This is a genomic window from Rhodoluna sp., assembly GCF_036721215.1.
Lineage (GTDB): Bacteria > Actinomycetota > Actinomycetes > Actinomycetales > Microbacteriaceae > Rhodoluna.
In genome coordinates this window covers 322,348-335,438 of record NZ_DAIMLM010000002.1, presented here as the reverse complement: position 1 = coordinate 335,438, position 13,091 = coordinate 322,348, and the positions used below count along the sequence as shown (strand labels likewise).

Annotated in this window: 14 protein-coding genes; 8 read left to right on the top strand and 6 right to left on the bottom strand. The window is 50.0% G+C overall.

Going from position 1 to position 13,091, the window contains the following annotated elements; genetic code table 11:
* Positions 1 to 55 precede the first annotated feature (55 nt).
* Positions 56 to 1,072, top strand: a complete 1,017-nt coding sequence (locus AC9UCN_RS04940) for a quinone-dependent dihydroorotate dehydrogenase (RefSeq protein ID WP_509524398.1) — start codon at positions 56 to 58, stop codon at positions 1,070 to 1,072.
* 63 nt (positions 1,073 to 1,135) lie between these two features.
* Here AC9UCN_RS04940 and AC9UCN_RS04935 read toward each other — a convergent pair whose 3' ends face one another.
* Positions 1,136 to 1,705 (bottom strand): DUF3043 domain-containing protein, encoded by a 570-nt coding sequence (locus AC9UCN_RS04935; protein WP_509524395.1) that lies wholly within the window; start codon positions 1,703 to 1,705, stop codon positions 1,136 to 1,138.
* Between the two features lie 41 nt (positions 1,706 to 1,746).
* On the opposite strand from AC9UCN_RS04935, the gene AC9UCN_RS04930 reads away from it, so the two are divergent.
* From AC9UCN_RS04930 to AC9UCN_RS04905, 6 genes are all read left to right on the top strand, one after another.
* Positions 1,747 to 3,153: a M20/M25/M40 family metallo-hydrolase gene (locus AC9UCN_RS04930; protein ID WP_509524392.1), complete on the top strand. Its 1,407-nt coding sequence runs from the start codon at positions 1,747 to 1,749 to the stop codon at positions 3,151 to 3,153.
* Between the two features lie 55 nt (positions 3,154 to 3,208).
* Positions 3,209 to 3,550, top strand: coding sequence for an iron-sulfur cluster insertion protein ErpA (gene erpA, locus AC9UCN_RS04925; protein WP_509524389.1), 342 nt, complete (start codon positions 3,209 to 3,211; stop codon positions 3,548 to 3,550).
* Between the two features lie 119 nt (positions 3,551 to 3,669).
* Positions 3,670 to 4,518, top strand: coding sequence for an aa3-type cytochrome oxidase subunit II (gene ctaC, locus AC9UCN_RS04920; protein ID WP_509524386.1), 849 nt, complete (start codon positions 3,670 to 3,672; stop codon positions 4,516 to 4,518).
* Between the two features lie 12 nt (positions 4,519 to 4,530).
* Positions 4,531 to 6,219, top strand: coding sequence for an aa3-type cytochrome oxidase subunit I (gene ctaD, locus AC9UCN_RS04915; RefSeq protein ID WP_509524383.1), 1,689 nt, complete (start codon positions 4,531 to 4,533; stop codon positions 6,217 to 6,219).
* 2 nt (positions 6,220 to 6,221) lie between these two features.
* Positions 6,222 to 6,635: a cytochrome c oxidase subunit 4 gene (locus tag AC9UCN_RS04910; protein ID WP_509524380.1), complete on the top strand. Its 414-nt coding sequence runs from the start codon at positions 6,222 to 6,224 to the stop codon at positions 6,633 to 6,635.
* The gene (locus tag AC9UCN_RS04905; RefSeq protein ID WP_509524377.1) at positions 6,635 to 7,021 is read left to right on the top strand and encodes a RidA family protein; all 387 of its coding nucleotides are present in this window, start codon (positions 6,635 to 6,637) and stop codon (positions 7,019 to 7,021) included. Before AC9UCN_RS04910 ends, AC9UCN_RS04905 begins: the two co-directional genes overlap by 1 nt.
* 38 nt (positions 7,022 to 7,059) lie before the next feature.
* On the opposite strand, the gene qcrB is transcribed toward AC9UCN_RS04905, so the two are convergent.
* The 4 genes from qcrB to ctaE are packed head-to-tail and all read right to left on the bottom strand — an operon-like array spanning position 7,060 to position 11,199.
* Positions 7,060 to 8,706 carry a cytochrome bc1 complex cytochrome b subunit gene (gene qcrB, locus AC9UCN_RS04900; RefSeq protein ID WP_509524375.1) on the bottom strand — a complete coding sequence of 549 codons (1,647 nt, stop codon included), beginning with the start codon at positions 8,704 to 8,706 and terminating at the stop codon, positions 7,060 to 7,062.
* 2 nt (positions 8,707 to 8,708) lie between these two features.
* Positions 8,709 to 9,752, bottom strand: a complete 1,044-nt coding sequence (gene qcrA / locus AC9UCN_RS04895) for a cytochrome bc1 complex Rieske iron-sulfur subunit (RefSeq protein ID WP_509524373.1) — start codon at positions 9,750 to 9,752, stop codon at positions 8,709 to 8,711.
* Between the two features lie 13 nt (positions 9,753 to 9,765).
* Positions 9,766 to 10,560, bottom strand: coding sequence for a cytochrome bc1 complex diheme cytochrome c subunit (gene qcrC, locus AC9UCN_RS04890; RefSeq protein ID WP_509524370.1), 795 nt, complete (start codon positions 10,558 to 10,560; stop codon positions 9,766 to 9,768).
* A 12-nt stretch (positions 10,561 to 10,572) separates the two neighbouring features.
* Complete coding sequence (ctaE, locus tag AC9UCN_RS04885; protein WP_509524368.1) at positions 10,573 to 11,199, bottom strand: aa3-type cytochrome oxidase subunit III; 627 nt, start codon at positions 11,197 to 11,199, stop codon at positions 10,573 to 10,575.
* Positions 11,200 to 11,280: 81 nt separating this feature from the next.
* On the opposite strand from ctaE, the gene trpD reads away from it, so the two are divergent.
* Entirely contained in the window at positions 11,281 to 12,342 is a 1,062-nt protein-coding gene (gene trpD / locus AC9UCN_RS04880; RefSeq protein WP_509524366.1) for an anthranilate phosphoribosyltransferase, read from the top strand.
* 146 nt (positions 12,343 to 12,488) lie between these two features.
* Here trpD and yczE read toward each other — a convergent pair whose 3' ends face one another.
* Positions 12,489 to 13,091: a membrane protein YczE gene (gene yczE / locus AC9UCN_RS04875; RefSeq protein WP_509524363.1), complete on the bottom strand. Its 603-nt coding sequence runs from the start codon at positions 13,089 to 13,091 to the stop codon at positions 12,489 to 12,491.

Here is a 13,091-nt window from a genome sequence, read left to right as displayed (position 1 = left end):
TCAGCGCGAATTGCGTTGACCCTTTGGTTTACCCCAAGGAAGGTAATCTAGGTAGGTGCTATACAAAGCCCTGTTCAAGCTGGTTTTCTCGAAACTAGATCCCGAACAAGCGCATTACCTCGGAATGTTTGTTATCAAACTTCTTGGTTTCACGAGGCTGAGCAAGTTTTCGCAACAACGAGTCAAAACCAAATCAGTTCATGCTCTAGGTCTCGATTTTGCTGGCCCGTTTGGAATCGCAGCTGGATTTGATAAGAACGCAGTAGCCGTCAAAGAGCTCGGTGAACTGGGCTTTTCCCATGTTGAAATAGGAACCGTAACAAGGCATCCGCAACCTGGCAACCCTAAGCCAAGATTGTTTAGGTTGGTAAAAGATCAAGCCCTGATAAACCGCATGGGCTTCAATAACGAAGGTGCGGACCAAGTTGCCAGTCGCCTTGCCAAGCTCCGGGCTTCGGGTGCGATACTTCCAGTTATTGGCGTCAACATCGGAAAAAGCAAGATAACAGAACTAGTTGACGCTGTTTCTGACTACGAATACAGCACGAAGGCTTTAGCTCCAGTTGCTGACTACATAGCTGTAAATGTTTCTTCGCCAAACACACCGGGACTCAGATCGCTGCAGGATGTTGATCAGCTGGAACCGATTCTGGTTGCAGTTTCCCTCTCTGCACTTGGAAAACCAGTGTTGGTGAAGATTGCGCCTGACTTGGAAGATAGTGCAGTTATAGAGGTGGCAGGGTTGGTTCGAAAGCTTGGGCTGGCAGGAGTTATTGCAGCCAACACCACAGTTAGCCGCGAGGGTCTCATGGCACCAGTGGAGCAAGTTGAGTCTTATGGCGCGGGTGGTTTATCGGGGCCGGTTTTGGCAACTCGGGCTAAAGAAGTTCTGATGCTTCTGCGGAAAGAGCTCGGCCAGCAGTTCGCAGTTATTTCTGTCGGCGGAGTAGTTAACGGCGATGATGTTTTAGAGCGCCTAAAGCTCGGTGCAGATTTAGTCCAGGGCTATACAGGGTTTGTCTATCAGGGCCCCTTGTGGGCTAGAAAGATAAACGCTAGCTTGCCTTCCTAAAGAATCAAGGCCGCAGGATTCTTGCTTTCTGCCTGTTCAGAAACAAAAAAGCCAACCAATTCGTTAAAGAATCTTGGTTCCGCGCTTGACCTGAGGTTTTGGAAGCCTCATACCTCTCATTTGGATCGAACGCATGGCTGCGTACCAGCGCAAGCCTTTTTCACCCTTACCAGGGTACTTTGACTCAACAACTTTGAGCGCCTTCTTGCCGATGATGTAACCATCGATTCCAATTAGAACAAACAGCCCCCACATCGCAACAAGAGTTCCCAGCTGAATTGTTAAATCCAGCTGTGGGTCATCTGGTCTGATTGAAGAGACGATGATTACTAGAAATAGCATTGGTAGAACTAGTTCTCCAACTGTGAAGCGTGAATCTACGACATCTCTAGCCAGCCTTCGCTGAGGTCCACGGTCCCTGCTGGTTAGGTAGCGATCTTCCCCGTTGGCCAATCCTTCACGCGCTTTAGCTCTTTCGGCATTGAGAACTTTCTTTGCGGCTCTCTTAGCCTCAGGGCTTTTGTTACCGACTACTGGCTTCTTGCGAAGCAACTCTTGCTGCTTCCTGGCCGGAGTAGGGCGACCCTTTCCTGCTTTGGGACTCTCGGGTTGCTTTGCTGGTGTCGACGACATTAGATCTCAATTCTTCGAGTTATGCCTTTAAGATTACCCTTATGACAATCACCCCACCGCCGATTAGCGACACTGACATCAAAGCCGTTCAGAATTACACTGAAGGTGTTTTTGCTCAAGCATTAGAAGAGTTATCGGGTTTGGTAAGTATCCCGGGTATAGCCTGGGAGGCATTTGATTCAAGTGAGCTTGACCGAAGCGCCGAGGCAGTAGCGGGACTGCTCCGAGGAACCGAAGTCTTTGAAGCCGTTGAGATTTTGCGATCGCCAACACCACAGGGGCCGATGGGCGCACCAGCCGTTGTTGCAACTAGAAGAGCTCAAAACTCCAGGCCTACTGTTTTGCTTTACGCGCATCACGACGTTCAGCCGCCTGGGGACGACGAGCTTTGGGAATCTGAACCATTCAAAGCTGAGGTTCGAAACGGTCGGATGTATGGGCGCGGAGCAGCGGATGATAAGGCTGGCGTGATTGCTCACGTTTACGCCATAAAGGTCCTTCGTGAGCTGACTCAAAATGATTTTGATCTTGGGCTAGTTGTCTTCATTGAAGGCGAGGAAGAGGCTGGTTCGCCATCCTTTGGTAACTTTCTCGCTGAATACAAAAGCAAGTTGCAGTCGGATGTGATTATCGTGGCCGACTCTGGAAACTGGAGCACCGAAGTTCCGGCAATCACCACAACCCTTAGAGGTCTAGTTTCTCTGGAGTTTGAGGTTCGAACCCTGGACCATGCGGTCCATAGCGGAATGTACGGGGGAGCCGTTCCCGATGCCATGCTGGCGCTCACCAAGATCTTGGGATCAATGTGGGATGAAAATGGAGAAGTCTCCATTTCAGGCCTTATATCGGGCCATATAGTCAATTTGGACTACTCAGAGGACCAATTTAGGGCAGATTCTGGGCTTTTGCCCTCCACGCAGCCCCTTGGGGTAGGGGGCATCTTGGGAAGGATCTGGACCAAGCCGGCATTGACCCTAATCGGGCTTGATTACCCCTCGGTAGCGATGTCCTCAAACACCTTGGTTCCAAGCGTTCGGGCCAAGTTGAGCCTTCGTATTGCCCCCGGACAGGTCCCCAGCGACGCTCTGGAGGCCCTGAAAGCCCACATATTGGCCCATAACCCCATAGGCGCCGAAATCAATTTTGGGGCCGTAGAACTAGGAAAACCCTTCAGCTTGGGGGAGTCTGGCTGGGCCAAAGATCTAGCTTCCAGGGCCCTTAAATCTGCCTATGGGTTCGAAAGTGTCGACATCGGTATCGGTGGCTCAATTCCGTTCATTGCCGATCTGGAGGCTGTGTTTCCAGGAGTGCAAGTCCTAGTGACGGGGGTTGAGGATCCAGATTCTAGAGCTCATTCTCCGAATGAAAGTCTAGATATCGAAACCCTTCGCAAAGCGATCATCGCCCAAACACTTATTTTGCTGGGCGGAAACCAACTTCAGCTCTAAATCCAAGAGCTGGGATAGACTGAAATAACCGAGAAGAGACTCCAAGGAGATTTCAATGGAACAAACCCTTACCCACGGCGTAAAGCTCACCGATACCGCTAAAAACAAGGTAAAGAGCTTGATTAGCGCAGAAGGACGAGATGACCTGCGACTGAGAGTTTCAGTTCAACCTGGTGGTTGTTCTGGATTGATCTACCAACTTTTCTTTGATGAAGTTCTAGAGGACTCAGATGCGATTGCCAAGTTTGACGATGTTGAGGTTGTCGTGGACAAAATGAGCGTTCCTTATCTAGAAGGTGCTTCCATTGATTTCGAAGACACCATACAGAAGCAGGGCTTCACAATTGATAATCCAAACGCAGCTGGTTCATGCGCTTGCGGAGATTCGTTTAACTAACCTAGCAATTGACCAATTCCCCAATAACCCAAGTGTTTATTGGTGTTTTGGCACGTTTTAGCAAATCACTGACTTAGAATTAAGCAGTAAGCTCTAGAAACTCAAAGGACTAGTTTTAATTGAAGAATCGTTCAAAATGGTTGGCTGCTCCAGCTGTGACTGGCCTAGTTCTTCTGTTAACTGGTTGCACAGATGAGTTTTCTCGCGGATGGCTGCCCGGAGTTACGGGGGTCACAAACCACACTGACCGCATCGTTGGGCTCTGGACTGTGGCTTGGATCATTCTCTGGTTAGTCGGAATCATTGCTTGGGCTCTAATGGGTTGGGCCATCTTGGTTTACCGCCGTCGCAAGGGTGAGACCGGCATTCCAGCGCAGCTGCGCTACAACAACCCGATCGAAGTTCTTTTCACAGTGATTCCATTGATTCTGGTCATCGGATTCTTCGCTTTCACCGCTAGAGACATTGCAGCTATTGAGCAACCAACCGAGAACCCCGACGTGGTGATTCAGGTTATTGGAAAGCAGTGGAGCTGGGATTTCAACTACGTTGATGCCAACGTTTACGACTCAGGAATTCAGGCACAGTTTGATGGACAGACCGGCGTGCCTGAGACATTGCCAGCACTGTATCTTCCGGTTGGAAAGACTGTCCAGATAGATCTGTCCTCAAGAGATGTGATCCACTCCTTCTGGGTTATTGATTTCTTGTATAAGAAGGATATGTTTCCAGGAAAAACCAACCACATGTACTTCACGCCTCAAGTTGAAGGCACCTACATGGGTAAGTGTGCAGAGCTCTGCGGTGAGTACCACTCGATGATGCTGTTCCAGGTAAAAGTAGTTTCCCAAGCTGAGTACGACACACACCTTGCTAGCTTGGCTGCCAAGGGCCAAACCGGACAGCTTGATACTTCACTTGATAGAAACCAAAACCTTCCAGGTGACGATCCTGAGATTAGAGATTAGAGGACAAGGCGTATGGCGACCCTAACTGACACCAGACCAACAGGCGGATACCAGTCACCTCGGAAAAAATCCAAAGGTGAAATCATCGTCGACTGGATCACTACTACCGATCACAAGAAAATTGGTTATCTCTACCTAATAACTTCCTTCATTTACTTCCTAATTGCTGGAGTTATGGCATTGCTTATTCGTGCTCAACTGACTCTGCCAGGTCTTGACATCGTGCAAACTAAGGAGCAGTACAACCAGCTGTTCACAATGCACGGAACCATCATGCTCTTGATGTTCGCAACCCCCTTGTTTGCTGGCTTTGCAAACGTGCTTATGCCAGTTCAAATTGGTGCACCTGACGTTGCCTTCCCGAGACTGAACGCAATTGCTTTTTGGTTCTTTTTCTTTGGAAGCCTGGTAGCCGTCTCTGGCTTCTTCACTCCACAGGGCGCTGCATCTTTTGGGTGGTTCGCATATGCGCCGTTATCCAACACGACGTTCTCGCCGGGAATAGGCGGAGATCTCTGGGTCTTTGGTTTGGCGCTCAGCGGTTTCGGAACAATCATGGGTGGAGTGAATTTCATCACAACGATTTTGACCATGCGCGCTCCGGGTATGACCATGTTCCGCATGCCAATCTTCACTTGGAACACTCTGGTTACCTCAATTTTGGTCATCATGGCTTTCCCTCCATTGGCGGCGGCTTTGTTTGCCCTAGGAGCTGACCGTCGATTTGGTGCGCACATATTTGATCCCGTCAATGGTGGCCCAATGCTCTGGCAGCATTTGTTCTGGTTCTTTGGCCACCCCGAGGTTTACATCATCGCGCTGCCATTTTTTGGAATCGTTTCCGAGATATTCCCGGTCTTTAGCCGTAAACCAGTATTTGGTTACAAGACACTGATTTTCGCAACCATCGCCATTGCCGCTTTATCGATGACAGTGTGGGCTCACCACATGTACGTTACCGGTTCGGTTCTGCTTCCATTCTTTGCTTTCACTACGATGCTGATTGCTGTTCCGACGGGTGTGAAGATCTTTAACTGGATTGGCACGATGTGGCGCGGTTCGATTACTTTTGAGACCCCAATGCTTTACAGCCTCGGTTTCTTGACCACATTTATCTTTGGTGGTTTGACTGGAGTAATTCTTGCTTCACCGCCGCTAACTTTCCACCTATCCGATAGCTACTTCGTTGTGGCCCACTTCCACTACGTGGTGTTTGGAACAGTGGTATTCGCCATGTTTGCAGGCTTCTTCTTCTGGTGGCCAAAGTTCACCGGCAAGATGCTCGATGAGCGCCTTGGAAAGATTCAGTTCTGGATCCTATTCTTTGGTTTCCATATCACATTCCTCGTGCAGCACTGGTTGGGAGTAATTGGAATGCCAAGAAGGTATGCAACCTACTTACCTGAAGATGGCTTCACCTGGATGAACATCGCCTCTAGCTTGGGGTCTATTCTGCTTGCACTGTCCATGATTCCATTCCTTTGGAACTTGTACGTGACCGCTCGCAGAGCACCCACTGTTACCCTGGATGATCCTTGGGGCTACGGAAGATCTCTGGAGTGGGCAACATCAAGTCCATTCCCTCGTCACAACTTCCATTCAATTCCTAGAATCAGATCTGAGTCTCCAGCTTTCGATCTACATCACCCCGATCACGCATCTGCTGAGGCTAAAGCAGCAGCGAGCGAAGAAAGGAAGTAGTCATGAAGGCCAATGTGAGCATGTGGTTCATCATGACCGCCTTCTTCGCCTTGATTACAGGCGTATACGCAGTTTGGTGGTTTCTAACCTACGGAGGTTGGGAACCTATCGGTACCTCAGCTCTTGCGATGCTGACTTTCATGAGCATCTTTATTACCTTTTATCTTTGGAAGACAGATAGAACGCAGGGGTTTGTTCCAGAAGATCGCCCAGATGCGAATATCGAAGATGGGGAGTCTGAGCTTGGCTTCTTCTCGCCTTGGAGCTGGTGGCCGATCTTTGTTGGAGCTGCTTCAGCTCTTGCCTTTGCGTCGTTGGCTGTGGGTTGGTGGCTAACCTTTATAGCCGTGCCATTGGCGCTGATTGGTGTTGTTGGTTTCGTGTTTGAACACAACCGCGGACATTTTGCACACTAGTGGCTGCAGATAAAACTATCTCCTCCGGAGGACCCTGGGAAGAATCAATCGGGTATTCAAGAGCTGTTGTAGCGGGTCCCTACATTCACGTATCTGGTTCGACGGCAACCGTTGATGGTGTGCTGCAGCATGAGGGAGACGCTTACGGGCAGGCCAAGGTTGCCTTCCAAGTAATCGAGAAGGCACTTTTGTTGGGCGGACATAGCCTCCAAGATGTTGTGAGAACCAGAATGTATCTAGCGAACGCGCAAGACATGGACGCGGTAGGCCGTGTTCACGGGGAGCTGTTCTCGGCTATTAGACCAGCTGCGACAATGCTTGCTGGAATCAAATTCATCAACGAGGCCATGTTGGTTGAGATCGAAGTCGATTCATACAAACCCTAAAAATCACCCCAGCCTTGCGCCGAGGTTTTTTCGATTAGCTACTTAGACAGCTGCTCTTGAGTTTCGCTTGCTGTAACAGCAGGGGAGTGATTGTGAGCCTGTGCCTGATTTAGTTCAGTCTGTGACACCGGAGTAATCCGGTCTTCGAAGTAGATTCTTGATAGAGCAGATCGGATTCGGGTGCCAACCGTAATCTTGCCCTTCTCATTAGGTCTGACAATTGTTGGCTTGTAGTCCTTGAAGTCAACTAGTTTGTACATTTCGTACTTATCTAATGGTTCATGAACTTCGATGTACTCACCATGTGGCAGACGCACGATGCGCCCAGTTTCTCTACCGTGAAGCACGATCTCGCGATCTTTACGCTGCAAGGACAAACAAGTTCTCTTGGTGACAATGTAGGCAAAGATTGGACCGACAATGAGCATGATCTGCATCGACACCAGAACCTGGTTCAGCGACATCTGGAAGAAGGTTGCGATCAAGTCTGTCGAAGCTGCTGCCCAGAGCACACCGTAGAAGGTAACTCCAGCAGCACCGATAGCTGTGCGGGTAGGAGCGTTTCTTGGGCGGTCTAGAACGTGGTGTTCGCGCTTGTCAGCGGTAACCCAGGCTTCGATGAACGGGTAGACCGCAACCAACCCCAGGAACACAAGGCTTCCTACCAGTGGAATTAGAACACCGAATGGGTAGGTGTGGCCAAACAAAATGATATCCAAGTTACTAGGAGCCAGACGAAGTGCACCGTCTAACCAGCCGATGTACCAGTCAGGCTGGGTACCTGCGGATACAGGGGAGGGGTCGTATGGACCGTAGTTCCAAATCGGGTTGATTGTGAACGTTGCCGAGATCAGCATCACAACAGCAAACACGATGAAGAAGAATCCACCAGCTTTAGCAACGTATACCGGCATCAGTGGATAGCCAACGACGTTCTCATCGGTTCTACCTGGGCCGGAGAAGTGGGTGTGTTTGTGAATAACAACCATGAACAAGTGAATAGCGATGAAAATAAGAATCAGCGCAGGAACCAAAAGGATATGCAGACCATAGAGCCTTGCAACAATCTCCGTTCCAGGGAACTCGCCACCGAATAGGCCTGAAGAGATGCTGGTACCAATAACTGGAATTCCCTTAATCATTCCATCGATGATGCGAAGGCCGTTTCCAGACAACAGGTCATCTGGCAATGAGTAACCGGTGAAACCTGCTGCCATACCCAGGATGAAGAGCATGAAACCAACAACCCAGTTGATTTCGCGAGGCTTGCGGAAAGCACCGGTGAAGAAAACTCTGAGCATGTGAAGCCCAGCGGCTGCTACGAACAACAGGGCGGACCAGTGGTGCACCTGTCGCATGAGCATTCCACCACGAATCTCAAAAGAAATGTCTAGCGATGAAGCGTAAGCGATTGACATCTGCGCACCCTTAAGCGGCACATATGAACCGTCGTAGATAATCTCTGTCATTGCTGGCTGGTAGAAGAAAGTCAGGAAGGTTCCTGAAATCAAAAGAATCACGAAGCTGTAGAGAGCTACTTCACCGAGCATGAATGACCAGTGATCAGGGAAGACCTTGCGACCAAAGTTCTTCAGTATTCCTCCAACGCCTAGACGCTCATCAAGGTAGTTAGCGGTAGAGGCGAGTGCGCCTTCTGGCTTGTTTTCAGTAACTACTGTTGTCATCTTTAACGCTCCCAAAAGCTAGGGCCGACTGGTTCTAAGAAATCACTTTGTGCGATTAGGTAACCTTCTGCATCAACCGAAATCGGTAGTTGCGGAAGAGGACGTGCTGCTGGACCGAATACAACCTTGCAGTGCTCAGTTACATCGAATGTTGATTGATGGCATGGACAGAGCAAGTGGTGAGTGTGCTGCTCGTAAAGAGCAACTGGGCAACCAACGTGGGTGCAAATCTTTGAGTAGGCAACGATTCCATCGTATGACCAACTCTTTTTGTCTTCATCTTCTTTTAGGTCTTCTTGATTCAAGCGCACTAGCAAAACAGCCGCCTTGGCTTTTTCTTCGAGTTTATGCTCGTGCATCTCGGCTAGACCTTCTGGAATAACGTGGAATACAGAACCCAGAGTTACATCCGAGGCTTTGATTGGAATTCCAGTTGGATCCTTGGTGAGCCTGGTTCCTTTTTTCCACATGGTGTGGCGCAAGCTGTCACCGACGACGGGACCCAAATCACCAAACACAATCAACGCTGGCAGAGGGAAAAGAGCAAGCGCTCCATACATAGTTCTGCGAATTAGCTTCCGGCGAGAAAAGCCAGATTCCTGATCCGCAAGCTTCACAATTTCAACCGCTGCTGCCCGAACGTCTTCGCTGCCGCGAGTCTGGTGACGCGCTTCAGACACTTCAAAGTCGGGCATCAGAGTCTTTGCCCAGTGGACTGCACCAATTCCGATGCCAAGGAGTGAAAGCGTCATTCCAAGACCGAGCCACAGGTTGTTTGCGCGGACTGTTGAGAGATCTTCGGTGATCGGGAAAGCAACGTAAGCCCATAACGCGAAGAAGCTTCCAACTACTGACAACAAAAACAGTGCGGCTACTTGGCGCTCCGCGTTCTTGGCATGCTTGGGGGACTTGTCGGTCATCCGGACGCGGTGAGGCGCAAGACCTGGATCGCTAATCTTGTCCTGGGAAATTACCGCCAGGCCAGATTCGAACTCATGCTCGAAGCCAGCTGCTTCTTTGCTTCGTTCTATTTCGTTGCCAGCCAACTAGGTTCTCCCTCTAATTCGATTTCGCTGCGAGCCAAACGGTAATGGCGATGATTCCGCCAAGACCGAAAATCCAAATGAACAGTCCTTCTGCAACCGGTCCAAGGCTTGCGAGCGCATAGCCACCAGCAGATTCGTTCTCGTCGATGTAAGCCAGGTAGGTGATGATGTCTTGTTTATCCGTTGGGGTCAAGTTGGAATCGTTGAATACCGGCATGTTCTGAGGTCCGGTAACCATAGCCTCATAGACGTGTTTGGCGGAAACACCTTTCAGTACAGGCGCGTACTTACCCTCAGTAAGAGCACCTCCAGCTCCAACAGCGTTGTGACACATCGCGCAGTTGATTCTAAAGAGCTCGCCACCGTGAGCTGCGTCACCGGTTGCTTCAAGGTACTTGGCTTCTGGAATTGCAGGACCAGGAGCAAGCGATGCAACGTAGGCAGCCATCAATTCAATTTGCGCTTCGGTGAACTGAACAGTCTTTTTCGGAAGTTGAGGACCAGATCCCTGTCCTGGCATACGACCAGAGCCAACTTGGAAGTCAACTGAAGCTGCACCAACACCAATAAGACTCGGGCCAGCCTTTGTTCCTTCAGAGTTCAAGCCGTGGCAACTGGCGCAGTTGGATAGGAAGAGCTTTTTTCCTTCGGCGATTTGATCAGCTGTGTATGCGGTCGCCACATTGGACTCAACAACGCTTGTTGCAACAGCGAAGCCACCACCAGAAAACAGCAATCCGGCAGCGATGACGATCGTCGCCGCTAGCGGAGTGCGGCGTGAGCCGTTTAGTTTTCTTCTAAGTGACATCAATTGCTTTCTTTATTTCAAAACGTAAATGATTAGGAAGAGGCCGATCCAAACAACATCAACAAAGTGCCAGTAGTAAGAAACCACAATTGCGCTAGTGGCCTCTAGGTGACCGTACTTCTTTGCTGCATAGGTCTTTGCAATTACAAGCAGGAATGCAATCAATCCGCCTGTTACGTGCAGAGCGTGGAAACCGGTCGTGATGTAGAAGGCGCTGCCGTAGGAGTTGCTGCTTAGTGAAACGCCTTCAGAAACCAGCGTTGCGTACTCCAAAACCTGACCCGCCACGAAGATTGCTCCGAGGAAATAGCTAAGGAAGAACCACTCAACCAAACCCCACTTGACCGGTGATAAGCCGGTAGCTCTTGGTTGAAGTCGCTCAGCGGCGAAAACACCGAACTGAGCCGTAAACGAGGAGGCAACAAGAATCAATGTGTTGATCAGGGCGAAGGTGACATCAAGAATCTGCGTGTCGTTTGCCCAAATAGAGGGGGAGTTGGCCCTAAGACTGAAGTACATCGCGAACAGACCCGCGAAGAACATGACCTCGCTACCAAGCCAAACGATGGTTCCCACCGAGGTCGCGCTAGGGCGATTTATCACGATTGGGGCGTTTTGGGCCATTTGGGCGGAGGTCATACCAATATGATAACCCGAGATTATTGGCATCTAGGGCAATATGCCAGCAAATCGTATGTGTTTCGGTAATAAGCTGACCTGATGCCATCTCAAAAAAACTGGATATCAATTCTTGAAGATTTGGACGCCAAGCGTAACCTAACTCGGCAACAGAGTTCTTGGGCTTTGTCTGAAATCATGTCTGGGCAAGCCCCTGAAGCTGAAGTTTCGAATTTTCTTGTTGCACTTCGCACCAAGGGTGAAACCGTTGATGAGCTAGCGGGACTAGTGGATACGATGCTTCAAAACTGCTTGCAACTGGAAACCGGAAATGATGCGGTGGACATAGTTGGGACCGGCGGTGACATGATCGGCACCGTGAACATCTCCACAATGGCTTCGATTCTTACAGCCGCAGCTGGGGTTCCTGTTCTCAAACACGGGTCTCGTTCAGCCTCTGGAAAAACCGGCTCTTCCGAGATGTTGTCAGAGTTGGGTCTAAACCTCGATTTATCGCCCCAGCAGGTGGCTCAAGTCTTCAAAGAGACCGGAATAACTTTCTTTTTTGCCCTAGTTTTTCATCCGGCAATGAGGCATGCGGCCCCTATCCGAAAGAAACTCGGTGTGCCAACAACTTTCAACTTCCTAGGACCTTTGGCCAACCCCGCTCAACCTATAGCGACCTCTTTAGGGGTAGCAAATGAGCAAATTGCCCCACTTATGGCCCAAGAATTGGCACAAAGAGGCCGATTTGGCCTAGTTTCCAGGGGAAATGATGGCTTGGACGAGCTAACCACAACTACCAAGAGCCAAATATGGGAAGTTTCGCCCAATTTGGTGACCAAATGGGAGTTGGATCCAAGCCTGCTGGGCATAAAAATGGCCAGTTTGGAGCAACTACTTGGTGGCGATGCCAGCTTTAACGCCCAGATTGCTAGGGATCTATTTGCCGGAGGCACCTCTGGGAACCTCGGAGCAGTCCGAGACATCGTCATTTTGAACGCAGCGGGGGGAGTGGTAGCTTACCAGGCTGCCAAGGACCCAAATCTGGTTGGCTTTGAACTTCTAACGAGGTTTGAGTCAGCGGTTCAGCTAGTCACATCGGCCCTCGATTCAGGTGAGGCTAACTCGAAGCTTGAGCAGTGGGTTCGGGCGTCTAAATAGAAAAATCTGTGGGGATGGGTTCAAGTTGCCATGATTCTGCTTGTTGACATAATGTACATTATCGGCATACAGTATCTTTCCTAACCCAGCTCACCCTTCGAGCAAACGATCCAATCGTGGCACCCGCCCAAAACAGGCATTTAGAACTAGCCCTTTGGGATCTTGAAGGCCTTGAGGGAGATCTGGACCAAATAACCGATTGTTAGTGCAAAAATCAAAGTTCCCTCGCGAACCTGGCCACCCATAAGCCAGCCCATTGTCAACACAGAGCCCTCAAAAGCCGTTCTGACGATCCAAAAGGGCTTGTCTAGGGCATTTGCTGTCCCCTGCATTAGACCGTCTCTGGGGCCAGATCCCAGCCTTGAGCTGATGTATAGACCGGTGGCTATTGCCACGAAAACTACCCCCAGCATGAATACAGCTAGCTGCTGCCAGTAGGCATTTAGATCAGGAAGAATCATGAGCCAGAAATCGGCAAATAGTCCTACCAAAAGTGCATTCGCGACGGTTCCGAAGCCAGGCTTGACTTTGAGCGGAATCCAGCAGACAAGGACAAGTATGCTCACCGCTACAGTTGCCACGCCAAAGCTCAACCCAGTCTGTATAGAAATACCCTGAGCTAGAACGTCCCAAGGGGCGATTCCAATACCAGCATGGACCGTGAGGGCAACTCCTAGGCCATAAACAAACAATCCAGCCAATAGCGTGACCAGCCTGATTGGCAAGCTACGGTTGGTTTCATGGAGCAC

What these genes read in the sequence shown, in the direction of transcription:
- qcrC (WP_509524370.1), bottom strand. Translation starts at nt 10,560, where the DNA reads ATGTCACTTAGAAGAAAACTAAACGGCTCACGCCGCACTCCGCTAGCG.
- erpA (WP_509524389.1), top strand. Translation starts at nt 3,209, where the DNA reads ATGGAACAAACCCTTACCCACGGCGTAAAGCTCACCGATACCGCTAAA.
- ctaD (WP_509524383.1), top strand. Translation starts at nt 4,531, where the DNA reads ATGGCGACCCTAACTGACACCAGACCAACAGGCGGATACCAGTCACCT.
- AC9UCN_RS04910 (WP_509524380.1), top strand. Translation starts at nt 6,222, where the DNA reads ATGAAGGCCAATGTGAGCATGTGGTTCATCATGACCGCCTTCTTCGCC.
- qcrB (WP_509524375.1), bottom strand. Translation starts at nt 8,706, where the DNA reads ATGACAACAGTAGTTACTGAAAACAAGCCAGAAGGCGCACTCGCCTCT.
- ctaE (WP_509524368.1), bottom strand. Translation starts at nt 11,199, where the DNA reads ATGACCTCCGCCCAAATGGCCCAAAACGCCCCAATCGTGATAAATCGC.
- trpD (WP_509524366.1), top strand. Translation starts at nt 11,281, where the DNA reads ATGCCATCTCAAAAAAACTGGATATCAATTCTTGAAGATTTGGACGCC.
- AC9UCN_RS04935 (WP_509524395.1), bottom strand. Translation starts at nt 1,705, where the DNA reads ATGTCGTCGACACCAGCAAAGCAACCCGAGAGTCCCAAAGCAGGAAAG.
- AC9UCN_RS04930 (WP_509524392.1), top strand. Translation starts at nt 1,747, where the DNA reads ATGACAATCACCCCACCGCCGATTAGCGACACTGACATCAAAGCCGTT.